Source organism: Pseudalkalibacillus hwajinpoensis, from assembly GCF_039851965.1.
Lineage (GTDB): Bacteria > Bacillota > Bacilli > Bacillales > Guptibacillaceae > Guptibacillus > Guptibacillus hwajinpoensis_E.
Genome location: NZ_CP156674.1, coordinates 3,101,475 through 3,126,006, shown reverse-complemented (window position 1 = coordinate 3,126,006; position 24,532 = coordinate 3,101,475). Strand labels below are relative to the sequence as shown.

The 24,532-nt window shown below is 38.3% G+C and carries 25 protein-coding genes; 1 reads left to right on the top strand and 24 read right to left on the bottom strand.

Annotation, left to right across the window (positions count from 1 at the left end; genetic code table 11):
* Positions 1 to 4: 4 nt before the first annotated feature.
* The 21 genes from ABFG93_RS16195 to ABFG93_RS16095 form a co-directional block, all read right to left on the bottom strand.
* Positions 5 to 2,776 (bottom strand): class I SAM-dependent DNA methyltransferase, encoded by a 2,772-nt coding sequence (locus tag ABFG93_RS16195; RefSeq protein ID WP_347549048.1) that lies wholly within the window; start codon positions 2,774 to 2,776, stop codon positions 5 to 7.
* A 556-nt stretch (positions 2,777 to 3,332) separates the two neighbouring features.
* Positions 3,333 to 4,760 (bottom strand): ImmA/IrrE family metallo-endopeptidase, encoded by a 1,428-nt coding sequence (locus ABFG93_RS16190; protein ID WP_347549047.1) that lies wholly within the window; start codon positions 4,758 to 4,760, stop codon positions 3,333 to 3,335.
* Positions 4,747 to 5,028 (bottom strand): hypothetical protein, encoded by a 282-nt coding sequence (locus ABFG93_RS16185; RefSeq protein ID WP_347549046.1) that lies wholly within the window; start codon positions 5,026 to 5,028, stop codon positions 4,747 to 4,749. The genes ABFG93_RS16190 and ABFG93_RS16185 overlap by 14 nt, the downstream gene beginning before the upstream one ends.
* Before the next feature lie 65 nt (positions 5,029 to 5,093).
* Complete coding sequence (locus ABFG93_RS16180) at positions 5,094 to 5,504, bottom strand: hypothetical protein (RefSeq protein ID WP_347549045.1); 411 nt, start codon at positions 5,502 to 5,504, stop codon at positions 5,094 to 5,096.
* Positions 5,505 to 5,511: 7 nt separating this feature from the next.
* On the bottom strand, positions 5,512 to 6,687 hold the full coding sequence (gene mobP2, locus ABFG93_RS16175) for a MobP2 family relaxase (protein ID WP_347549044.1): 1,176 nt from the start codon (positions 6,685 to 6,687) through the stop codon (positions 5,512 to 5,514).
* The gene (locus ABFG93_RS16170) at positions 6,684 to 6,941 is read right to left on the bottom strand and encodes a hypothetical protein (RefSeq protein ID WP_347549043.1); all 258 of its coding nucleotides are present in this window, start codon (positions 6,939 to 6,941) and stop codon (positions 6,684 to 6,686) included. Before ABFG93_RS16170 ends, mobP2 begins: the two co-directional genes overlap by 4 nt.
* A 251-nt stretch (positions 6,942 to 7,192) precedes the next feature.
* Positions 7,193 to 8,056, bottom strand: a complete 864-nt coding sequence (locus ABFG93_RS16165) for a hypothetical protein (RefSeq protein WP_347549042.1) — start codon at positions 8,054 to 8,056, stop codon at positions 7,193 to 7,195.
* Positions 8,057 to 8,070: 14 nt separating this feature from the next.
* Positions 8,071 to 8,631: a hypothetical protein gene (locus ABFG93_RS16160; RefSeq protein ID WP_347549041.1), complete on the bottom strand. Its 561-nt coding sequence runs from the start codon at positions 8,629 to 8,631 to the stop codon at positions 8,071 to 8,073.
* Between the two features lie 14 nt (positions 8,632 to 8,645).
* Positions 8,646 to 9,746 carry a lysozyme family protein gene (locus ABFG93_RS16155; protein WP_347549040.1) on the bottom strand — a complete coding sequence of 367 codons (1,101 nt, stop codon included), beginning with the start codon at positions 9,744 to 9,746 and terminating at the stop codon, positions 8,646 to 8,648.
* A 2-nt stretch (positions 9,747 to 9,748) separates the two neighbouring features.
* Positions 9,749 to 11,671 (bottom strand): VirB4 family type IV secretion system protein, encoded by a 1,923-nt coding sequence (locus ABFG93_RS16150; RefSeq protein ID WP_347549039.1) that lies wholly within the window; start codon positions 11,669 to 11,671, stop codon positions 9,749 to 9,751.
* Positions 11,672 to 11,688: 17 nt separating this feature from the next.
* Positions 11,689 to 12,327, bottom strand: coding sequence for a hypothetical protein (locus tag ABFG93_RS16145; RefSeq protein WP_347549038.1), 639 nt, complete (start codon positions 12,325 to 12,327; stop codon positions 11,689 to 11,691).
* Positions 12,328 to 12,639 carry a DUF5592 family protein gene (locus ABFG93_RS16140; RefSeq protein WP_347549037.1) on the bottom strand — a complete coding sequence of 104 codons (312 nt, stop codon included), beginning with the start codon at positions 12,637 to 12,639 and terminating at the stop codon, positions 12,328 to 12,330.
* Between the two features lie 35 nt (positions 12,640 to 12,674).
* Positions 12,675 to 14,261, bottom strand: coding sequence for a pLS20_p028 family conjugation system transmembrane protein (locus tag ABFG93_RS16135; protein WP_347549036.1), 1,587 nt, complete (start codon positions 14,259 to 14,261; stop codon positions 12,675 to 12,677).
* Positions 14,262 to 14,286: 25 nt separating this feature from the next.
* Positions 14,287 to 16,821, bottom strand: coding sequence for a VirD4-like conjugal transfer protein, CD1115 family (locus ABFG93_RS16130; RefSeq protein WP_431522010.1), 2,535 nt, complete (start codon positions 16,819 to 16,821; stop codon positions 14,287 to 14,289).
* Positions 16,822 to 16,833: 12 nt separating this feature from the next.
* Entirely contained in the window at positions 16,834 to 17,943 is a 1,110-nt protein-coding gene (locus ABFG93_RS16125; protein WP_347552871.1) for a hypothetical protein, read from the bottom strand.
* Positions 17,944 to 17,957: 14 nt separating this feature from the next.
* Positions 17,958 to 18,221 (bottom strand): hypothetical protein, encoded by a 264-nt coding sequence (locus ABFG93_RS16120; protein WP_347549034.1) that lies wholly within the window; start codon positions 18,219 to 18,221, stop codon positions 17,958 to 17,960.
* 13 nt (positions 18,222 to 18,234) lie between these two features.
* Positions 18,235 to 18,408, bottom strand: a complete 174-nt coding sequence (locus ABFG93_RS16115) for a hypothetical protein (RefSeq protein WP_347549033.1) — start codon at positions 18,406 to 18,408, stop codon at positions 18,235 to 18,237.
* Between the two features lie 66 nt (positions 18,409 to 18,474).
* Positions 18,475 to 18,912 (bottom strand): hypothetical protein, encoded by a 438-nt coding sequence (locus tag ABFG93_RS16110; RefSeq protein ID WP_347549032.1) that lies wholly within the window; start codon positions 18,910 to 18,912, stop codon positions 18,475 to 18,477.
* 404 nt (positions 18,913 to 19,316) lie between these two features.
* Positions 19,317 to 19,553 (bottom strand): hypothetical protein, encoded by a 237-nt coding sequence (locus ABFG93_RS16105; protein WP_347549031.1) that lies wholly within the window; start codon positions 19,551 to 19,553, stop codon positions 19,317 to 19,319.
* Between the two features lie 35 nt (positions 19,554 to 19,588).
* Positions 19,589 to 20,605, bottom strand: a complete 1,017-nt coding sequence (locus tag ABFG93_RS16100) for a DnaD domain-containing protein (RefSeq protein WP_347549030.1) — start codon at positions 20,603 to 20,605, stop codon at positions 19,589 to 19,591.
* A gap of 39 nt (positions 20,606 to 20,644) precedes the next feature.
* On the bottom strand, positions 20,645 to 20,830 hold the full coding sequence (locus ABFG93_RS16095; protein ID WP_098444748.1) for a helix-turn-helix domain-containing protein: 186 nt from the start codon (positions 20,828 to 20,830) through the stop codon (positions 20,645 to 20,647).
* A gap of 384 nt (positions 20,831 to 21,214) precedes the next feature.
* On the opposite strand from ABFG93_RS16095, the gene ABFG93_RS16090 reads away from it, so the two are divergent.
* Positions 21,215 to 21,625 (top strand): helix-turn-helix domain-containing protein, encoded by a 411-nt coding sequence (locus ABFG93_RS16090; protein WP_347549029.1) that lies wholly within the window; start codon positions 21,215 to 21,217, stop codon positions 21,623 to 21,625.
* Positions 21,626 to 21,810: 185 nt separating this feature from the next.
* Here ABFG93_RS16090 and ABFG93_RS16085 read toward each other — a convergent pair whose 3' ends face one another.
* The 3 genes from ABFG93_RS16085 to ABFG93_RS16075 all read right to left on the bottom strand — a co-directional run bounded on the left by ABFG93_RS16085 (position 21,811) and on the right by ABFG93_RS16075 (position 24,330).
* Positions 21,811 to 23,121, bottom strand: coding sequence for a hypothetical protein (locus ABFG93_RS16085; RefSeq protein WP_347549028.1), 1,311 nt, complete (start codon positions 23,119 to 23,121; stop codon positions 21,811 to 21,813).
* Between the two features lie 165 nt (positions 23,122 to 23,286).
* Positions 23,287 to 23,646, bottom strand: coding sequence for a hypothetical protein (locus tag ABFG93_RS16080; protein WP_347549027.1), 360 nt, complete (start codon positions 23,644 to 23,646; stop codon positions 23,287 to 23,289).
* Positions 23,647 to 23,766: 120 nt separating this feature from the next.
* A complete protein-coding gene (locus ABFG93_RS16075) occupies positions 23,767 to 24,330 on the bottom strand; it encodes a hypothetical protein (RefSeq protein WP_347549026.1) in 564 nt (187 codons plus the stop codon).
* Positions 24,331 to 24,532: the final 202 nt, after the last annotated feature.

The following is a 24,532-nucleotide window of genomic DNA, read 5'->3' as shown; positions in this document are numbered from 1 at the left end:
GCGACTACCTCCTTCTTGGCTTTCTAGGTCTATTCGTTGAGTTTGAAATTTTTGTGTAAAGATTAAAGAGCTTTTCTAGCCTCTCGGTGTCGTTGCGAAAGCGACGGCCGATGTAGATGCGCTCTAGCACCTCATCGTTTCGCTCATGGGCTTCACGCAGATTAGTGGGCATGTGATCCGAATCGTAAAGTTCCTTGATCGTCGCCGGGAAGTGTGCTTCGCGCGCCAATATGATGTCCTCAACACTGTGGTTAAGATCTCCTTTGTTTTTTTCAGTAAGCGTGGGAACGGGAAAAGTATTCCATCCAATAGTGTTAGAGTACCGGTAATCTGTTTTCAATTTGCCACACACAGCGGCTACCCATACTAAGTGCAGGCGAGAAGCAAAGATCGCAACGTTCCATAATGGACATCCGTAAAAAGCAAAGGCGCTGTCAGCGACAATATCGCCTTTCTCACCAAGTGTAAAAGGTAGGTGCGAACGGTTTTCAGAACTGTGTCGTGGGACAACGATTGGCACTTCATTCCCCGTCTGTCTAATCTCTTGAAACCTATGAGGCCAACTTGCAGATTCCACCGTTGCCTTCTTCGTACTACCAGATCGGAACGATTGCACTCTTTTAAGCCTATTGGCAATTTCTTTGTGCTTAGTTGCAGTTGTCACTTCATCATCGTCTATCCAAAGACAATATCGAAGTGAGCCATCAATTGCATCATTAGAACCAATGAACCTTCTTACGAAGCGGTCAGCCTCAGGCGCATTTTCTAAAAGTTTAAAACGTTCTCTTGAGGATAATATAAGTCCACCTTTGTCGGTCGGTTTGTTTCCATAATCCATTTGACTTAGCGGACTTTGAGGTGAACGAGACTTGGATATGACCACGTTAGGACCCGAAACTAAATATGCGTTAATATATTCAGTTTCCTTAACACTCACACTTCCGTCATCACTGACCGAAAATAGTCGCCGAATCTTCCCAGGATGTTGTGAAATCCCTATGATCACCACGGTTACACCTGCATTATGACTAGCAAGATTTTCCCATTTAAACGAGGTATGCGCAAAAGCAATCTCATGCCCCGAGTCAAAAATAAGTGGCCAAAGAATTGGAACCTGCTGGCCCTGGCAAATTGAATTAGTCGCTACGAAAGCTGTTGAGGCATTAGTGTACTTCCCATATTCAGCCGCTTTCATGAACCAACCAGCAACATAATCGAGTGACTTCCAGTTCTTATTTCTTTTTTCGAATATCGCTTGCAGTTCTGACTTTTGTTGGTCAGATTGGTTAGTTGAACCTAGGTACGGGGGATTTCCACAGATATAAGTCTCGCCACCTTCATTTTCAAAATCGATCTCCGCTGGATTCGAAAGAGTACTGAAAAGATCATCAGAGTGTAATTTCACACCTGTTCCATTCGGTGGGCAAATACTAAGCCATTCCAAGTGTAGAGCATTGCCGCAAGTGATCCAGTTGTCTGCTGATAGCGGCAGAAATTCAGCAAGAGCAAGGGTTGGTCCAATATAAAGTTCATTGCATTGGTATTCGGCAATAATAAGAGCAAGACGCGCAATCTCGGCTGAAAAATCACGTAGTTCAATGCCACGAAAGTTTGTCAGTGGTATATCACTCTCACGACCATGCTCACCACGTCTCTCATTGATGATATTTTCAATATCCCGCAATTGCTTGTAGGCAATGACTAAGAAATTACCTGAGCCGCAAGCAGGATCAAAAACTCGAATCCTCGATAGCCGCTTACGCAGGTTGATTAACTTACGAGGGTTGTCCCCTGCTGCTTCAAGCTTCTCCCGCAAATCATCCAAGAAGAGAGGATTTAATACCTTCAGGATGTTTGGAACGCTCGTATAGTGCATCCCAAGTGCACCACGCTCCTCATCATCCGCTACCGCCTGGATCATTGAGCCGAAAATATCAGGATTTATCTTATTCCAGTCCAGATTTCCAATATGCAGAAGGTAGGAGCGTGCTATCTTACTGAACCTAGGCACATCTACGTTACCCGCGAAAAGCCCTCCATTTACATATGGAAACCCATCTGCCCAACGAGGAGTTTTAGCTTTCGCACGGTCAGCATCCTTCGTGTTCATAGCGCTGAAAATCCCACTAATTACTTCGTGAGTATTCGAAGCATCACGAGTGCTCATTCGGGCAACGATGTCGGTAAATAAACCCGTCTTGCTAAAGATACCAGTGTCTTCGGCAAAGAAGCAAAAGATTAAGCGCGCCATGAATTGGTTCATCTCGTGACGCTGTTCGGTAGCTCCCCAATGGGGATTTTCTTTTAACAGCTCGACATAGAGCCGGTTCAATCGACTCGTCGCCCGGATATCGAAAGAACTTTCACGTACTTGCTTAACGGTCTTAATCCCCGCAAGAGGCAGAAAAAATCCAAAGTGATCTGGGAAATCCTGATAGGCACAGTAGACCACCTCACCAGATTCTAATTCCTCGGCCTCAAAGTCTACACCATCAGTTGCGAGGATGTAGCGTGCCTTCGCCCTGGTTGTTGCCCGGCTTGCCTTAAGATCAAGAAGTGTCTTGGTTACGTTTCCCGGGTGTGCGATCGCAATATGAATATTATTAGTCTGTAGAACGCCCCCCAAGTCGGACTTATTTGATTCTCCTGTACGGAGCCGCTTAATTGTTGTGTTCTTGTTTCCGAACGCCCTTAAGAATGAAAATGGGAATTCTACCTCGTCAAAAGGTTGAACCGCCAACTCGGAGACTGCTGCTTCAATTTCTACTGGGTTCATGTATGTACCCCCTGAGTTAGGTTTTGTTGTCTAAATGAAGCCCTAGTAAATTCTCTACGGTAAGAGAAACCCATTCAAACAATACGCGACTATCAATGAATCGATAGCCGCGTTTATATTTTAGCTTCGCATTGGCAATACCATAACTCCTAAAAAGGGTATGGCTATTTCTGTTTGAATTATATCAACACCTAAATTAGAAGTCTAGCCTGCGATAGCCTCTGCTTCACTCAATGCTTTTCATTCATAATAAATTATATATATGTAAATCAATCAGTTTAAGAATCATCAACCGTTTGTAATTCCTAAAAGTAACTAGTACAACATACTCTCTGGGTTTACGTTTGTAAATCTGTCTAACTCACCTTTTTCTAATCTCTTAATTCCAGTTTCAGTTCTAGACTAAATCTGTAAAGCTCATGCCATCAAAATTTTTGGCAAAGTTAATGACTTCAGTTCCATTTTCGTCTCTGGCGTTCAGAGCATACATGTTATTTCTGCAGCACTTCATCATCTCTAAAGGCACATATAAAAAGACAGAGAGAACACTCCCTGTCTAGCGTTCAACTTCTACTTTTTCTTTTTGCTTTTCCTTCTCTTCATGAAATACTCGATCCAACTTACTTTCAATCTGAAATAGTCGTCGTTCCCCACGATCTGTTAAAGGCAGTTCTTTCAATTCATGAAGAGAGTTCTTTTTAAGTTGATACACCTCTTCTGTACTATGAGTATCTTGAAAAGCACATATCTTTCTTAAACGTTCTTGCCAGTCATTGTTTTCTTCTTTATCTAATCCTTTTCCGACCATTGGTTCAAAAAAATTCGTAATCTCTCTTTTATAAGCATCTTTGAATTCTTGATGAGAATAATTTTTTTTGAGTTTTTCTTCCTTATTAATAGCACCCATATTCTTCTCGGCATTGATCACTTGGCTCTGGTACATTTCTGAAAGCTTTTCTGTAGGTACTCCCTCTCTTTCTTTTTTATCCTCTTCCATTTCATGTTTCGATTCACTAAAACTCATAGTTTTTTCTCCTTCCTTCTCCTGGTTCATTGATTCTTCAATGGTCGAAATAAATTCTTTAGCTGTTACCTGAACTTCTTGTAACAAGCTCTCATGCTCGTTAAATTCATGCCCCTTTGTCCATTGATGCAAGTAATCTAACGAGTAATCACTGGTATCAATATTGAAATAAGAAGCAACGGTATAAGCTGTCATTTCCGCCTGAAATTCTTTCTCAGGTTTTGAGTATGCGTTAAAATTGTCCTTTGTATGGAGCTTGGCGTGTGTAAGTTCATGGAGTAAAGTCTTTGCATCCTGACGTTCTGAATTACGAGGATTAAGAGCAACCTCTCCTCTTTCTGTATAACTGACTCCTTTCGCAGCACCGAGTTCCTCATAAGGCTCCACAATACGAATGTTATTCTTTTCGGCAATAGCCTCCATACCCTGCCGTAACTGAGTGTAGTTATCAACTTCTCCATCTATCCATCTGTTCGGAAATATTTGGGGTAAATCCTTTTGCGTTGCGCTCGTTTGAGATATATCAAATACACTTCCTGTAGAAAAAACAAGACGACCATCTCGTTTATCGAGTTGGCCGTCTTTGATTTGTTGCTTCTCTTGTTTGGTCGCTTTTTTAAGAGGGATCCATTCACCCTCTTTATTCTGAAATTGCTCTCCTAATCGATTTGGCACAAGTATTTTAATGCTTTTTTCACCTTTATTAACAGGAAATCCTTTTTCCTTCCAAAAAGCATATGACCCTACAGCTTCAGCTCCTTGGAACTGGGATTCGATGAGTGCTGTATTTCGAGGAGAATAGCGATAAAACTTCCCCATAAAGTCCAAGTACTCTTTTAACTGGTCCGGTGAATGAAAGTGATTTGAAATACGCTCTTCCATTCCAGTCGTGAGTCTTTCAATTTCCTCTTTGACTTGTTCAGGTAACTTTTTTTGATAAGATCGTTTACTCTTCGCCATGTTCATCAGCTCCTTCACTGATATTCATGAGCTCTTCCATTTCTTCTTCATCATATTTTTGGTCAAAACGTAAAACCAATTGCTGCGTTTTTTTATTAAAAGGAATGAGTAAGTTCTCAAAATGCATTAAATGGTATACGACGTCAGCTATCTCTTCTTTGTTTAACTCAAGCACATATTCCTGAGATCCTACTTCAATGACAAGTTCATTTTGATCACCAAAACCTTTAAATACACCCATCTCGTAGTTTTGATTAGACAACAACATGCATCCAACTCCTCTCAATATTTGAAGGTAATGAAAAAAATAAGATAAGTTGATAGTCCCTTCTCCTAGTCCCCACTAATTTTTTTTTGCCGTTGATGACTGATCCGCTCTTCAACAGCTTCCCTCGCATCTTTCATTGCCTGACTCTCAAAAAGCTGTGTGGTGACACAGCTTTCTAAGTTTTGATCCATCGCAAATCCATTCATCAATTCGAGAAGCACTTGCGTATTTTTGTTAGTGCTATTTGCTGCTAAACGTAACCGATTCATCTCTTCAGAAAAGACTTCTTGAAAACGATTCGCCATCAAACTCATCACATATTCTAGCGAATGATCCTTCGACTGTTGTTCTTCCCATTCCGCAACCATACGGTCCAACGCTTCACCGGGATATCGAATATGATGTTGCTCCTGATACTCGTTTATTAAATCAATCGTTTCTTCATGTAATGTAACGTTTTGGCGTTTCCGCATCATTTCCATCCTACCTTTCTCGTTCAATTTCACGTTCCAATTTCTGATGATCCAGGTCGTTGATAAATTGGTCATAGGTCTGATCCATTGAGCGTTGAATTCTTTTCAACGATCTCTGTAATTGAACACCTGGAGGCATAGAGCGAATGGAAGGATGGGAGGAAGAAGTAAAATGTGATTCTTGCTTTGAATTCTGTTGCCGGTCATAACTTTTCATTTCTTGAAGAAAAGCATTCCCCATCCTTTTATAGAAATCATCAAGCTTGTTCTGTTTATAATGCTGATATCTCTTTTTGTCTTTCTCCCCATCTCCATAAGCACGCTTTAACACCTCGACTTCTTGATCAAGTTTCTGATGCAAATGCTTCATATCTTCTTTATGGAATTTTTTCAAATAACTAGAAGTAAGATCATCAATTTTCCCACGAATCGGATTGAGTGTTTGATAGCCATATTGCCACTGTCTCTTATCATTGGGTAACTGATGATAGACTTCCAAGAATAACGGTTTAAATTCACGATTTTGCCATTCTAAGCTGCTCATCTCTTTTTTGGCATGTACCATATGATCTCGAATTAAAAAATTTATTTGATTCCGTTCTTGATCTCGATCGAGCAATCCGTTGACCACTTCACTCTTCATCGCATCTAACGTTTTCGGCTTGCGTTTGCCTCGCTCACGCGTTGGATTTGGTTCTACCGTTGCAACATGGATATGAATGTTATCGGTATTATAATGGATGGCAGCGGACCAGATTGCGCTTTCCTGTAGTCCTTCTTTTTTCAACATGGTCTGCATCGATTTCCTGGTAACTTGCTTCAACCGATTCTCATCAATAGTATGCGATTGGCCATCGTATACGCCTTGTTGTCGCAGCCACTCATTATCAAACGTAATGACATCCTGCCACATGACACTATTATTTTCTTGAGCTTGTCTAAATAACGATTTAATTCCAATTTTCCCTTCCATTGATAGATGATCTGATTGTTGGGTGAACAAGGCTGATGTTTTGTCTGGGTCATCCATATAATCGTTATATAAATTGAAAACAGACAGGTGTACTTCTCCTTTTCCTTTGGCTTCTTCGCGATCCACATACTGAACGTAATCCTGGAATCCCTTTTGATTGGCAGTCACAAATTTTGTTTTTAAAACCACACCAGGTGTGACTGTTTCACTCATGGTTTTTCACCTGATTCTTCAAAACGTAAAATGTCATACATTTCTCGTATCGCTGTGTAACAATGTGTCATCGTTTGAATGTTTCGATCAACCAATTGGTTTAACCGTTTTTCTCGTTCATTCTCTTCATGAAAGACGGCTAATTGATGTAATTGGGCGTGTAAAAACTCTTGGCGGCTCATTCCTTTTTCCTTGGCAAGTTCATCAATTCTTTGAACCGTTCTAGGGTCCATATACCGAATCCGAATTTCCATTAAACACCCTCCAATTGATGTAGTCTGTAAATCAGTTCCTAGATAGAAAAGAGCATAAGGGGTTTTTGTTCCCACTTGGTGTGGGAATCCCGGCAGAGCCGGGCAAAACGATGGGAACAAGAAAACCGCCAGATGTGTCTTCAATGTGTTGCTAAAACAGCACCCTACATTCACTTTCAAATGAACTGTGTGGCCATAACACAGGTGATGTGTCGTTAACGTGTTACTAAATGAAGCACATAAAAGGGACATTAACTCTCAACCATATCTCGTTTTTCTTTTAACATCGTGAGCTTTTCTCTTGTCGTTTGTATGGCTAGTTCACCGTCCGAAGATTCTCGATTTAATTGATCTTTCTCGTTTTCCAATTGATTGATTTGTGTATTGGTTTGTTCCTTCTCTTCCTCCGTTTCATAGAATTTTTCTGACTCTAATTCAACAACTTTTTGATCAATTTCTTTTAATCGCTCTTCGATTGTTTGAATCAGTTCCTCCTTCTCTTCAATTGTTTTTTTCGCTTGTTTGATCTTTTGTGATATTGAAGCAACTTCATACTCTTTTTCCGTTTGAACTCTCAATTGAGTGTCTACTTCCACTTTGCGTTCGTCTGTATAGATGCGAGCTAACTCGTTGCTCTTCTCACCTCCTTTAGGAGGAGATGGTTGTCCTTGTATGAGTGATCCATTGCTGATTTCATCCTTATTAATATCTAAAGCCATGACTTCAAATGAAGGACTCACCTGCTGGATACTAACGACATATCGGTTTCCATCTTGATACTCTACTGAAGTTGGAAGATCTCGATTTGGATGTTCTTTTTCCTGGGCTATAAAGATCAAATTTCCCTCATAAATGGTAGGTGATTTCTCAAGGTTCAATGTCACGATCATAAAATTCTTATCCGGATTATAGATCCACTCTTCAACAGTCAACTCTCCATATCCACTAATCGTTAACGACTCTTTCAAAGGGGTCTGTTGTACTTTTGCATGATCGTTGTTTCCGAATACGAGCCCTGAAAACAAAAAGAATAGAAGTAACACAACAATCGCACTCAAGGCGAAAAGATACTTGGTAGAAGTGTTTTCTGTAATTGAATCTGCTTGCCTTTTCATTCATCTCCACCTCTTTACATTTCGGTAAAATCCGTGACGATCCATTGTTCATTTTGACGTTGGGCATGTATCTCTATAAACACTGGGGAAACTTGTTTTTGTTTATTTTCCAATGAATAAAGAGTGTGTTTTAACCTCACTAACACCGTCGCATGATCATTTGTGAAATTACTTGCTTCGATGAATACCTGGACATCATTGACACCTGTTCTGGTATCCCCCTTGTAAGTATCTGTGGGGAAGAATATATTCCGCAGTTCATCACTCATTATCTTTTCAGCTTGCTTTTTTCGTTCTGGATACGTCTCTTTGCTTTGAACAAAAGCTACTTTTACAAAGGTCGATATCTGTTTTAACAATGGATTATACTGTGATTGAACTTCTGCTGGTTCTTTTTGTTCAAGAAGCTGTTTTAGCTTCTTATTTTCTTCTAAAATAGTCTTGTTTTCATGTTGTACTTGTTGAATTTCAGCTTGTAAATCTTCATTCGAAGACACCTGAAAGTCATAGATGTTAAACGAGGTGATGACCAATAGAACGACTAGAAACAGCACAAAAATGATTTTTTTATTCATCCTATCAACGTCCTTTACAAGCCAAGATAAGGGGCTGGATCGATATCCGAACGGTACTGATTTTTCGTCATTACTTCAAAATGCAAATGGGGACCAGTTGAGTTTCCAGTGGTCCCGCACTTTCCAACAGCTTCCTTCTGTTGAACGACTTCCCCTTCTGTTACATGCAATGAATAGAGATGAGCATAGTGACTATATAAGCCAGTCTCATGCTTGATAATCACACTATTTCCGTAGCCAGTATTGCCTTTTCTAACACTGACAACTTGGCCGTTATCAACAGCCCTGATCGGCGTCACGGCGTTCGTACAGGCAAAATCCATTCCACGGTGCATGGTCTTTGTTCCATCAAACGGATCAATACGCATACCATAGTCAGAAGTTTGAATGAATGACCCTGAGATGGGCATCACCCAATCGCCTGTTGGATCAATTTCTCCCTCGACAACGCCACCTTTCAGATAACTTAAGACGGCTTCTACATACCCAATATCTCCGTAACAAGCACCGGTAGCTGCTGATTCAGGACGAATACAAGAATATAGCCCGGTATGCTTCAACTCCTGGTACTTCATTCTAGAAAACTCAATGGCTAATTCTTTGCTGTATTCACCATTGTTATGAGCATTGGCAAAATCAATAAATCCTCCCCCAAAGTTGTAAGCCTGAATTGTAAGCTTCACATCGCCTCCAGCTTTTTCTAACATGTTTGAGAAGTAACGAACGCCAACATTAATGCTCCGTTCAGGATCTTCAATACTGTTTGGTGGTAGACCAAGTGACTCACTCGATTGCATGACATCATCAAGCAATCCACCTGATTCTTGCATCGTCTTTGCCATCAAAAGCTCCACATAGTCGGAAACCCCATATTTAGCTGCGTATTCCTCAAACAGTGGTCGATATTGCTCCACGGCTGCTGACACTTGTGCGGTTCCATTTACCACATCGACTGACTGCACTTGGTCGTTGGAATGATTTTTTTGAAACCCGATTAATGTGGTAATCGCTGAAGCAAACAGAACCATTTGTAAAAGAAAAAGAGCCATAGCGATTACTATCAGCCATAGCCATACTTTCCGGGGTACAAGTTCTAATAATAGTGACCAGGGCATTGTTAAGCACCTCCACCAAACAAAGCTAATTCTTCATCCGATACCTCCACTTTAAAACGAATATTTTCAACCGCCCTGATACTTAGCATCGTCTCCCCTGTTTGTAGATACGGAATGTCCTGTAACTCACTCTGACTTAACTGCCCAGTGAAAATCTGCTGCATCATCTCAAGATTATTACTATCCTGTTGCATAATGATTTTGTATTGCGTTAGCTCAAACAACTTCTTAATCTCTTCCACCATGCTCTGATCCGAACCCTCTGGCACAAAGTCTCGGATCGTATGACTTGCGTAGAGTAATCCACCAAAATACTTCCGTGCTTCTCGGCTGAATTTCGTGAGAAAATCAAGCGCGCTTTCGCTTTTCTTTTTCGTATTAATGATGTGGTGGGCTTCATCCATCAAAATCAAATAACGTACGGCATCTTCAAATGCTAGCTCCCCTCGATCATAAGCTTCAAATTGAGGAGCTCCATTTGTTAACATCGAATCCCATAACAAGTTCAACACGTTAAATAACTGAGCTTGAAAGACTTCAGCTCTCATTTGAGACAATCCACGTAACGTGAATGTGACGACTTGTTGTGAATCAAAGTGTTCCATCGTGGAGACCCCATTGAAGAGATGAGCGTATGTTTCAACGACATTTCGAATGTTCAACTCGATGTTTTCCAGCCGTCTCCTTCGTTCGAGACTGACATTCTCCCTTTGCTTTCCTTCGCTAGTATTTTCATAGAGTTGCTCTTCCACAAATGCAAGGAAGTCAGAGAAAATGGGATAGTTCTGAACAGACTGCTTTGTAATGTTTGATTCTTCCTCTTCTTTCCAAAGACCAAGCTTTCCATAAAGCTTTCTTAAGAGATTCTCGTACTCTTTCAATTCACTATCCTTAGCTTCTGGTGCTAAAAACTTATAAAAGGTCGTCAACTTAGACAAGTGCTGCGTAAATGATGTGTATTCGTCCTCAGCTGTCCGATAGACTTGCAATGGATTAATGACTCCATCAGATCCATCTAACGCAATCTGCTTACCTCCCAGCGCCTCCGTTAATTCTGCAAATTCACCCGTAACATCGAACGTTCGTACTTTATATCCTTTGATTGCATTGTCCAGCATGATTTTCTTTAGAAAGGTCGATTTCCCAGCACCCATTGCGCCGACCATAACACCATTAAAACTTTTTCGTTGATGGTCCCTGTGAAACAAATCAAAAAGGACGTTTCCGCCCGTCATGGTCGTGCCGTAAAACGTGCCATAGGGATCATTTAAACTAGTGAAATGAAATGGAAATCCTCCTGCTAATCCGATTGTTGGAATCGGTTGGCCTTCACGCTTGTTTAGGTAGTGAGACTGATCACTGTAATTGGAGAGTAAAGCTTTCCATTCATATTCTTGCTCATTTAAAAAAATGGAGCCTCTGAAGTTTTCATCTTGTAAGGTTGATAAAACAACTTTCACTTTATCTTCTAATTCTGCTTTTGTTGGGGCACTTACATAATGCCTCAGATGGATGCGTTTCACGACTTCCCCTTCCTCTGAGACCTGATTGTATAGCTCCTTCAAGTCGTCATAGTTGTTTTGGGCTTCAATGATCCCAGCGTTATCCCTTTCATTCATGATTCTGGAACTCTGTTCTGCCATTCCTTTGTTTAAACCATCACGTACCTTTAACCGATCATCCGATATAACATCCATCGTCGTGATCACATGTTCCATATTAAAAATCGGTTCTAACCAAAAGTCCGAGACGCTTTTTGGAAAAGAATAGACATGAACGCACGCTTCATATCCATCTCCTTTTCTTATAAATGACTCTTGAAAGCTCATCCCACCTTGAGGTTGTATATGCGCAAGGAGGTAAGGGTTGTAACCGATTGACTTCGTTTTAAGCTGTTCGCTACTCTTGCTCGCAAATTTGAACAATTGTCACTCACCTTCCTTTATAGTTTGGAATTCTGATTATAGAGCTTATAAATCAAATCAAGTTTTTTCTCTTCCGTTAATTCAATCAATGGAGCAACTCTTCCTAAGTAACGTCTACAGTTATTCCGAAATTCCGATAGTTGCTTGAGGCTAGCCGCGTAGATAAATAAGTAAAACTCTCTATTCGTCCGGTGCGTTTCTAAAAATTGAAGTTCCTGACGTTTTTTCGATAAGAATCTTTCATATAAAGGAGCTGAGTTCTTCTCGATTTTATGGTCGATTGCACTCAATTGTTTCTGTATATCAACTGGGAAATTCATTGATACGATTTTAATGTCATATGAAAAAGACTGAAAGAATTTAGCCATCATCATGATGTCGTATTCCGTCTCATGAGTAGAAGGGGAGTAAATGTCTTTACTTTGGAGCTGCATGATGTCCATATAGCCCTTATTTTCTTGCAGTGCAAACGCCCCATCTGGAGTCATATCGCAAATTGAAAGAATGTCAACAACGGAAGCTTTAACTCTTGCCCGTTTTGTCTTACGCCTCTTCTTCCGTTTATTTTTTTTCAAAGAGCTATTTTCATCAAAAAGTGCTGGTTGCTCTCCCTTGTCTTCAGAAAAGATCATTGGACGATTTTCTTCTAACGGCATCTAATGGTCTCCTTTCTCATTTTTCTGAGTATCCATCGCGCAGTAGGTCACCCTGTTCCGTATTACAGCCAAAAACAGGGTTTTACCCATGCGCAACCCTGGGTTAGTTTTAGGTCTTATTAAACAGGACAGTGTCAAAATGATCCAAAAGAGCGTGTAGTACCATACCAAGGAAGGATGTACTACATAACGGAAGGTAAAACCTATCCCTCCAAGAATTAATACCACCAGTAAGTCCTTAAGGTAAAATAAACGGTTGAGCTTAAGCTCACTTCCGATTTCTAAAGGGATTTTATATTGCAAAACTATCATTCCTCCATTAGAAAAGCGTGAATAAAGGGTAGACTTTATTCACGCTTCTTGAATTTATTTTTCCATTTTTCAGTTGTATTTCGTGATAAATCATAGGTGCGTTTTGCTCCTATAAGCTTTTCATTCTGTTTTATTCTCCTTTCCACATTATCTTTCAAATATTGTCCAACCGTGCGATTTTCGATAGGTTGTTGCCGTGTTCTCTGTTGTCCTCCGTTGAGAGAAGGGAAAGAATTTGATTGCTGGTTGTCTCTGCTTAAAGATTGCATAGGACTTGACTCTTGCCTATCTTTTTGTTTATTTCCCTGAGTTGGCGAACTTTTCATAGGACTAGGTGTTTGCTTGTTTTGTTGTGATCCATTGGAATTTCCTTTTCCTTGCCCTCCGGCTATACCAGCAAACGCACCTGCAGCTCCAGCACCAGAATTCATCACAGCACTTGTTCCTCCACTAGCAATAGCGCCAACTGTTTTTTTCGTAACTGGACCAAGCGTTTTTGTAGCGAGGTATCCTCCCATCGCTACATGCCAGGCATTTTTTAATCCTGCATCAATACCGAATAGTTTCTGAACGATATTAGGTCCATCGATTACAGCTAAACTCCCTGCAATGAGAGCTATCAAATACCCTATCCCCTCTAAATTTTCGCCTATAAATACGGTGTAATACATATAAACTCGTAAACTGAGGAAAATCATGATAATTGAAGCAAAAATACTACCGATGTTCTTAATGATTGCTTTCAGCCGTTGCCCCGTTGAAATATCAGCGTAGGCCATAATAAGAGCCACTACATGATTGAACCCAAGTTCAAAACATAGTTTTGCCACCTTAATAGAAATCAAGACCATGGTAAAAGCCATTACACCAAGGGTAACCATGGCAGTTAGCCAATCTACATGCCATCGATAATAATTTTCTGGTAGAAAATCAAATAAACCACTCTTACCTAACTCTACTATTCCTTCCTCTCCATTTGATTCTAAACCTACTCTATTCATCACTAGTTTTTGTCCTTGATCAGATAAACTATCACCATTCTCTTTCTCAAAACTATCATCAATGGTTTCATTAATTGAGATCATATCTAGACTATTTGGCTTAATATGATGCTGCTCTTCTACATCTGGGTTTCTCCAACCAGTTTCGTCATAGACTGCTATATCCGTAATGTAATCCTCCATTACTCGGTCAGAAGTGGTAAATGAATCAGTATTAACCTGGGCTATATCAACGGCATCATGAGTGAATTCATTGACTTGTCCCATTCCAAAAGCTAAAAGAGTGATCGTCATGATAGAAATAAATATATTCATTGGTATATCTGCCCGGTTCTTTTCTTTATTAAAAATTAATCGGAAACCAATCATCGCTAGTGAAAAAGCTAACAAGATATAAAGTCCAGGCTGGATCGTATCCAGAAAATCCTGTACTGGTTCACTCATAAAAAAATCGGTCAGCGTTAATACGTTGTTTACCATGCCTTCTAAACCATCAACGATCATTTTCAAGAATAATAGAATGCCCCATCCCATAATTCGTAAACCTGATATAAATATATTATTGGTGGTCAGGACATCAGAAAACTGAAGCAGTTTTTCTAGAAGCTCTTCATCAGACATGTTTCCCCCTCCTTACCAGACTGAATTACACATAATTCTCTTCTTCCTCCTTCTCAGTCAAAGACTTATCCTCAGCCTTTAACTTATCAATCTGCTTTTGAATATGGCTAAACACTTGACGACTAATTTCTTGACCTTCACCTAAGAGTTGTAAATGAAATTGGAATGCCTCCATGGGCTCCTCTTTCATCTCTTGTTCACTGTGCTCTAGGAGAGGCGCAATATGTTTTACTATCATATGGACCGTGCTCTTATCAAAAAATTGACCTACATTCTTTTGAATCCATTGATCTCTATTAATGTCCGTTACTTCTAACCTTGCAGTTTTTTGACTTTCCTTCTCTTCCTTTGCCTTTTCTCGATGAGAAACTCCATAAAAATCCATAACCAAATCTTTAGGGTTAATGTAGCGATGAGGTGTATCAATTTCCTCCTCAGTAATGGATCGGTCTGTGTTAAAGTCAACACTCAAATACGTATGAGCATATTTCATGCTATGCTTGCCGGTGTTGTAAATTGGAAATGCGCGTATCTTCCTTCCCTTTTTGTCCCTTCTCATCAACACGCGACGAACCACAGTATCTCCTTCCTCTAATTCCTGTAGCTCATTGGCAGTTAGTAGGTCTCTTCCTTCCGTACTCTCTGTTCTCGACTTCTCTAGGGAAAAGGTAGTGCCTGATCGCGTTTGTGTGTTTAATGTTCTTTTACCTAATTTAGAAGAAAAGGAGGATGCAGAGTCGTAATCAGCACTTAAAATATAGATTTCATTTCCACAGTTCCCCCGGATCGTTGCCTGTCCATCTTCTCCATATAAATCTTTTAATTGAGCATAGGATTGGATCACAAGGTGAAATCGAATGTTTCTTCCTAAACAGACAGTGATTTTATTATCCATGTCAGCAATAGCAGGCATATTGCCAAATTCATCTAATAGAAAAACAACTTCACGCATACATTTCTGTCCTTTAGCAATAGCTGCGTTTTTAGAAAGGATATAATACAACTGACTTACAAAGATTGATGGGATGGCATGGGTCGAGGTATCATAATCTGGTGTAACCATAAAAAGGGCAATTGGCTTCGTAAAGTAACAAATCCGTTCCACTGTAAAGTCGTTTTTGCAATTCGAAGTATAAGAGAAGGTGACTTCCCCTTTTTGTTCATCGATTTCATTTATTTGAAGCGATAATTGCTTCTTCTTCTCTCTCTTTTCATAGTTGACCTTTTGCTCATTGGACTGGTTTCTTTTTTGTTTCTCAGACAAAGGCACTTCATCTTGTACAATCGTGATAATGTCTCCAGTAGCTAATCGTGACGAAAAGTTAATAGTCCAAGTGCCGCCTTCGCCCGATTGATTGGTTTCCTTTGTGCCATCAGGAAAGGTCACATACACTTTTGAGAAAGCACTTCCCCTCCCTTTAATAAATTGACCAAAACCTACTTTTTTCAAGTCTAATGAATTTCTAGCTGTCATTTTAGCTGTTTCACTCATCGTAAATTTAGTAAGACCATTCATTGCTGTAGTAAAGATACTTGATCTCGTATTTCCTTTGGAAAAGTTACTAGTGGCATACTGTTCTTTAGCAATGTGAGATTGCGGCAACTTTTGAAAAAACTGATCTAGTGCATTGTATTCTTGACCACTTTCATCCATCTCATTTTTGATCCCCAACTCAGATAACATATTGGCAACAGTGTACATTGTGATTTTTTCCTTTGTTCCTTCCGTAATACTTTTTTCAGTTATGGCAAGAATCATGGCATTGACGAGGGACTTTGCTGAGTCATCCCACATGGGCTCCTTAGCTTGAGGGTTATGGTAAAGCATATGGGTGATGGTTTCACAAAGGGTTTGAGCAGTGGAATAGTCTCCATCTAAATAAGCCTGTTTGACAAGCTCAAGTAAATTGAAACTCATGCTTTGCATTGGATTCATTAAATTAAGAACTTCAACTTCATATCCACGTTTCACAAGAGTTTCCCGACTTGATGCAAAAAGCTCCCCTTTAGGATCATTGATCACCAGTGAAGGCTGCATTTCTGCCCGCGAATAAGCATCAATTGTAGGGATCACATACGTTTGTCCCTTCCCACTTCTTGTCGTACCGATAATTAAATTGTTCACTGGAGAAGGGTCAATGTAAGCTTTTCTGCCTTTTCTGGCTAATACTGGACCACCTTTTCCTTGATAAGCGTGCTTCCTATCTGGAATAATCTTATATTGTTTTTGAATTTCCTTTCGTGTAGCAAAACGCTGGGAGCCCTTTTCATCGGTTCCAATCGTTTTAAAGTTACTTTGCAGTTTATAAACCATCTGAGCGATACCAAGTAAACTAATAAAAGCTAGTAAGCCATAAGCTAATGGGAATTTTTTTATCTGAAACTCAGTAAAATACGAAAGCTGAACGACTAACGGTTGGCTAAATTCAGGAAACGTTTGAAGCGTATCCAACATGGCATATCCTAAATTCACTATAAACGTACCGATCAACATCATCATAATAAAAAAACAGATGCTTAATGGTATAAGCACCCGTTTTCTAGCAAGGATCGCTTTCAAAATCATCGCTCCTTAGATATTATTTTGCTCTTCTATGATCGCGTTTCTTTGCTCCTTTATTGATTTAATTTTCTCCTCGTCTTTATCCTTTGAATTTTCTTCTTCCTCTAATTGGCTGTTAAGCTGCGTTAGTTGCTGATCGAGGTCTTCATAAGTTGTGATTTTCTTATTCAATACATCACTTTTTGCTTCACTGGCCATTTTCTTAGCTTCATCTAATTTATCAAGATTCAAGTATGCCACTCCTTTTTCTTTATACCGTTCTGACGTCATTGGAACATCTTTTATCGCAATGGCCTTTTGGTAGTCTTCCGAATGATAAGCTATCTCAAATTCTCCTGCTGAACTAGGATAGGATTCTTGAAAGCTTTTCAGCTCCTCGATTCCATGGAGTTGCATAATCTGACTAGCTAGTATTGACACGTTTTCTTTTCCTGTCTCATTGACGGCTCCTTTATAGTTTTTGACCGACAAAAGAAAATGAATCAGAACTTCTTGTTCAGAGTCACTATGCTTTTCATTCGCCTGCAACTTAGTAATTGCATCATTCATGTCTCCAGTGATACCCATTTCATAGATATCTTTTATTGCTTTCACTTCAGCAACTTCTCCATTTGCTTCTTCAAGTGCGTTATTTTTACTGTTTGCAATAGCAGCTAATACAATTGATGACATCATAGCTACAACTAACAGACTTGCGAGAGTACAAGTAAAAATCTTCATGCGTTTACTTAATTGCTTCCAGCCGTTCTTTTTAACTGTATTCTGTTTTGCTAACTCAGTTAGATCCATTTGATAGGAAGCAGGAGTATTGGCATTTAAATTTTGAAGTAAAATATCACGCTCAGTTTCTTGTTGTTCATTCTCCATCGGTAGCTGCATGAGCTTCAGACAGATATGGTGATAAATATTCGTTGTATCGTCAGAACCCAATACATAAGTACCGGAATACAACTTATCCCCTTTGTCGTTTGAAATCATAAAATCTAGAGGAACTGGTTCTGAATTTTTCTTTTTCCATTTTTTATCTAAAGTAGCTGTTTTCTCTACGGCCTCTTGAAATGAGTAAGACTGAAAACTAGAAATCTCTCCATCTATTTTCGAGGTAAAAAACACTTTCATTTTTTTCACTCCCTTTAAAAAACCACCTGGCTATCAATGTATTCTGCAATTGCAGTAGCTCCCATTAAAACAACTAGCCCAGCTGCACCACCGATGAACCACACGATTGAACTTTGTCGTCCTCGAACGCCTCCCCATATCAAGTGATAGGCGCCAATACCAAAAGCGATAGCTGCAGATACAATACCGAGTAGTTGCATGGCAGTAAGAATAGCTGCACCCGTAGTTTTCAAATTACTTATTGCATCTAATAGAACCAAGTCTGTAAACATATTCATAACTAACACTCCTTTAATCATTTAATTTTTGGTAATGGATAAGAGATTTCATAACAACCTGTTGATTTTCTTGAATGTATTCCTGATGTTTATCATGTAACCAATCGTTATAGGATAGGTCCTGTATCGTAAGAAGCGTTTGAACAAGCTCTTTCGATTGTTTAAGCTCACGATTTGTTGCTCCCATGTTCATCACCTCCTGTTACTAGATGTAAGCATAAAAAAAGAAGCGATCTATAAAAGATCACTCCAATTAGGACGATTCATTAATGAATTGAGATACGGCCTTCTTTCTATCATCAAGCGATTCATACTTTTGAGTTCGTAGAGAAATACGTTTTTGTAATTCTCCATTTTTATAGTAACTTAGGGATTGAAATAGCTGTGTACCTTCAAGACCAATTTCGCTTAGTTGCATTTCGTTTTCAAGTATCTCAGAATTTTGAGCATTAATTTCATAAACAGTGTCGTTCTCAATATTCTCTTCAACTAGATCAATATATTCTTGCCTTTCTTGTTCCTCTGATGAATCGGTGACTAGAACATAGACATCGTCATTATTAGCAATTGTCTCTTTCATTTCATCTGGTGATAAAGACTCAACTTGACCCGTGGCTCCTTGCTCACCACAACTAACAAGAATGATGGCGATCATCGCAAAAAAGAAGCTGCCTATCCAACGTCTCTTCATCAGATCATTCCCTTCCAGAGTAGGATATAAAGCAATTTTAACACCTACCCATACAAAGAACCATAATTACCCAATAGATTAAGCTACTAATCATTTAATAGTAACGATTGTTTTTGGCTAGAAACAATCAACCCTATGCAGACTGCAAAAATGCTCTGCAATGCACATCGTTTTTAGCTTAAACGAAGAACTTTATGTATCTAGCAATACTAATTGAAAGCTTCATAGGTTCTTGCCTCACCCTCAAGAAGTACAACATCATCAATACAACGCTTATCTGGTCACTAGATGCGTTTTACGTCACACGCACCGAACGGTCGTCAACTGCAAGGGAAGTGCTGTGACCAATTCCTTTCCTTGCATAGATATAAAATTGTCAAAGTACAATTGGTTATTAAAAAGTGCTAATTAACAGATTTTAGTTCACAATTCGGGTTTTTACGTTTCGCAATCGTCTTAAATCCAGTGTCTTTTACAGTTCGAATACGATAATAAATCGCTGACAGTTTTTCAGCTACTCCCTCCTGATCAATCACCCATAAACCGCGTACATTGTACTTTTTTCCTTCAAAAGTTTTAACATAAGCTGCCCGAGACGAGATATCATAAAAAGCAAGATGATTTCGATTAGATTTCCTCATAGCACAAGCTCCTTTTTTGGAATTGAATTCTAAACTCAAGAATCACCAACTACTTTTAATTTGGTCTTTGATCGTAGAATTTCCTCAGCAGTCTTTAGGTCCTCTCGGATGTCCCTAATATCGTCTTTAGATAAGTTATATCCGAAACAATTTGCCTGGATGATTTCATCTGGCTCTTTTTTGTACTTGATCCTTAACTTGATCATAGTGGCAACATCTTCAAGCCTAAGTGGTTTATTCGCTGACTGCGTGGACTGAGATTCTTTTTGTTTTAACCATTCTGGCGAAGAACTTTTTGAACGCCTTCTAGAAGATGGACCTCTAAATTGGTTATGACTATGCTGAGGTTCTTCGATCTTTGCCTCCTCCAATGTGCCAACTCCTTTGTTTTTCCATGATTGGAGAATACTTTTCACATAACCCCAATTGGGTTTATTCCGATACAAAGACCTCTTCATAGCTTCTATAACCATTTCTTCCCCACTATCAGTTATATAAAATACTATTTCCTTATGAATGTGAGGTGGTACTTGCCCGAAATTCTTTTCATAAAAGCGAATGGCTTCTCTATTTGAATGCTCAGAAGTATTTGTATCTATTGATTCTTTATTATTCTTTAGTTCTTTAAGTTCTAGATCATTATTGTATGTGGCTTTTTGTTGATTTTCTGAAGGTGAAGTGCTGTCGTTTTGTTGTTCGATTGCTGGTGTTTTGTTGTCGGTTCCTTCGACATGAGATTGATAAACTCCCCAATTATTAACGGTTATAACACTAAATTTGTTGGTGGAGTTAATAGTAATCACATTATCTTCCTGCAACACCTTGAGATAATCTCGAACTGTTGATTCTTTCATATTTAACTCAGAAGAAGCTTTTTTCCTTCCGAAAACAAACTGCCCAGGTTCCAACTGAACTTTTTGCCTACCTACTCTACATTCAGTTCTTTTATGACTTGATTTCGTTAAACAGTATATAAAAATCTTTAATAACTTTTCATTCTGAAATAATTCACTATGAAGGATTTTACGATGAAGTTTTATCCAGCCCTGCATCTTTTACATCCTTTCAAACTTCGTGATGTTAAATTAAAGTCAAATCACCTGATGATTCATCTCTTGTTCTCGAACCCAAATATCTATCGTCTCTTTGGAGAAAAAAATTCTTCTTCTAATTCGAAAATGCGGAATTTCTTCAGTTCTAACCATTGTATAGATCGTGTCATTGCATACACCTAAATAATCAGCAGCTTCATTTACAGTTAAAGTTCTTCTTTCCATTAAAATCCTCTCCTAATTTAGTTTTGATAAATTTTTTATCTTTTTTGAGAAAAAAAATCCAATCAATAGACTTATTCCATTAGCATCAACTAAAATTTGTGCCATAAATAAATTCTCGATCAGGATTGGTAGTGAGTTATTATAATAGTAATTACTAGAGAATATGCTCTTGTCTCTGGGTTTAAGCAAGCTTCTTCATACGTTTTCAATATATAATCTTGTTGTTTGTATTTAGTCCCTCCCTACTGATAAATAATTTATCTAACTTAACTAAACCTTACACGATAAAAAACTTATCGTCAACGATTTTTGATAATTTTTTTATCAAAAATAGATAATGATAACTTTTTTATCTATACTAACGATAGAAGGGGTGTGAAAACCTTGTTAAGTAAACGTTTAAAAGTATTGAGAGGATCAAAGACTCAAAATGAAGTTGCTGATGCTCTTGGAATATCCAGGGCTAGATATTCTCACTATGAAAACGATCATGTTGAGCCAGATATTCAACTCCTAATAAAAATGGCTAATTATTTTAATACAACGATAGATGACCTGCTAGGGAATAAAGCGGATTTGTATTTAGGAGAAATAAAACCTCAGTATGGTACTATCCAAGAAAGTCCTGTAGATGAAATCTTGGATCTTCTGAACAAACACAATTTGAATGCTATGAGCTTCTTTGACATCAAAAAGTGGGAAGCACTAAAACCTGAACAAATTCGGGAATTAGTAAATTATTTTAATTATTTAGTTCAACAAGCTAAGGAAAACGAAAAAGAAGGAAATATGTAAACTTTTTTCTTATGAATAAAATAGACCCGCCAGTATTTCAGAAAAATACTGGCGGGTCTATTTACTCTCTGTTAATGGTTCAAATAAGTATACAGATCCTGTGGTCCTCGCAGCAGGACAGTCACATAAAACTTAGTTTGTTGTTCGAGTAAGTACCTTTAAGAAATAAATTATAATATGCAATTTTAATCTGGTGAAATTGGATAAATATTGACCAAATGGGTAAATAAACTGGATGATGAAAAATTAATATCCATCTCTGTAAAAACATTTTGATAATGATCAAGCCATTCACAAACAGATGTTGACTTATAACTTCTATCATCAACAAAGTTAACAAGGATTAGCCAGGTTGGGATATTAAACTTTATGTTTAATATATACAAATAGGCTAGACGATTTGATAACTGGTAGTAACGATTTAACCAAGTATCTAAAACTGCCTGAGATCCAACAGCTTCTTTGACATTGCCAATTGTTCTATGAATTAATTCTATGCTTCTATTATCTTTAGCTTTTATGGTTGACCTCATCTCGTGAAGATGTGCCTTAGCTTCAACTAATATCAACCCTTTTTCCCCATTTTTACCTTGAACAGTTGCGACACCATCCCACTGAGGACCTTTTTTGGGCCAATACATCTCTATTTTGCTTTTATTTGATTCCCAACTTTTATCAAGATCAAATATCTCGTTACTATATTCCCTATACCCATTTTCTAATAGTGGAGACTTCCATTGAATATCTTGACTTTTATCTGAAAAAGAAAGTAAAGACGGGGAACTCATAAAAATACTTTTATTAAGGCAATCCTCGTGTTTATTAACGTATTTTTCAATAAGGTACCTACTGCCTTTTTTCAATTTTTCAGCTCTAATTGAATTATAATTCTCTACTATCTGATTAACTATAATTTGTCTATCGCTTTGTTTTTGTGGACATACATGATAATAGTTTTTGCTACTTTCATGTTTTTTGCCAAAGATAGGAATTCCAGATTCGTTTATTAACTTTATCCAATCATCCCTAATGACTTGAAGGTTTGTCCATTTATTTTTTGGTTTAAGACCCCATCCAAGAAGTAACCATGGATGCTTTTGTAATTCACTTTTAGAAATTAAAGAACCTTTAATGTCGTATTCACCAGATTGGACTTGACTCTCAAACAATTCGATCGCATCAATTGCTCGCGTATGTTGCAAATTAAATAAATTATAGATATAAAGGCGCCCATTAATATCACCTTTACTATAAATACTCTCCACAATAGTGATCAGTTGCCGCATTGTAGGATCTACATTTTTAATGAAACCCTTCGCAGCTCCTTTCATTTCAAGAGTTGTTAATAAATCTTGGTCTAGCTTGGCGGAACCAGGATTAAGTAGTAAACATGCCCCTAAAGTTTTTTCAGACTCTCCCCATTGAATATAAGCAGTTTTTCGGTAAGTATGATTACCTTTTTTCGTGAAACTCCCGAATACTTTTACATTTACCACCAAGTTATTCACCTCACTAACTGAATTTTTCAAATCCTCGCTCTCATATGTTTAATAATAATACAAATATCTTCTTTTGCCCTCAAAAAAAGGTGGAATTTGCAAAGAATTTGATTGTCTCTAAAATCAAAATATATTTAAAACATAAGCTATTGTGAACAACTTCTAGTAATTAAAATTGTCATAAACATACCCTTGTTCAGGATCTACAGCAAACCAGCCCCAGGTTGCAGTATGACCTTCTTTTGTCTCAGGATCATCGATTACAACTTCATATACCTGATAAACCCAATCTCCATTATCATTATCATAACTGTAATCAATGTGAACGTTTGGATGGTCAGGTACCGAAGCATACACTTTCACCATTTGAACTGCCTCTTCTCTTGTTAATGAAACTGGTGGATAGTTTGCATCAGTATCAGTGTTTTCGGAGTTTGATTCTGTCATTTCTAAACTCTCTTCATCTACATCATCAGATGATTTCTGCTTTTTTTGTTCCTTTTTCTTTTCCTGCTCTGCCACCCTATTCTGTTCTTGCCTTATTTCCTCAGCAACTTTATCTTCTTCTGCCTTCCTTGCTTCTTTTTCTGCAACCCTACGCTCATTTTCTAATTTCTTTTCTTCTTCCCATTCTTTTCGTTGCTAATCTCTATGGTTTTGATACGCAAGCTTTTCTTCCAACAATTCAACCTTTAACTTATTAAAACCTTCAGAAATGATAGTTCCCCCTTCTAATTCTTCCTCGGTTTTAGCTAAAAGGTCGAATGCACTATCATATAAATGTAATTCGGCTAGGGATCTAGCACGTACTAGTCTAGTGTTATAAAGGACAACGTCCCTAGTTATTTCTGTGAGGCGAGATTGCAAAACCTTCATTTGTTTTTTGAATTCACTATTTTCATATTGGTCCGATAGCATATTTTCTGCTGTTTCAAGCCCGTATGTAGCTGCTTCTGTTTTTTGGGCATCTAATAACCCACTTACCTCGATTAACTTCCCTACAATATTTGTACTATATCTATCTTGTTCCTTTTCTGACTCTTCGTACGCTGCCTCATAAAATTTAAAAGATCCTTCAAGATCTCCTTCCGCCAAGAGTGTCTCTGCTTTTTTCCTATCCGTTACCCCTGCATTAACAGAACACCCGACTAAGACAACAATAATTACCACTAAAACATTGATATAAAAAGCCTTCCTCTTTTTCATTTGAACCCCCTCTAAAATTTTCCCCATTTTCATTCTAGCAATAAATTCCAAATAAACGTAGTTAAAAAAAGGGTTAAAAACAATTTTATCGAAAACTAAAAATTATGTAGTGGTTACCATTGAATATTAATTAGTTGAGACAGTTAAATGATTCGTTAATATTCAGGAATTCTAGTAAGATAGTTTACTGAAAAAACTCTAT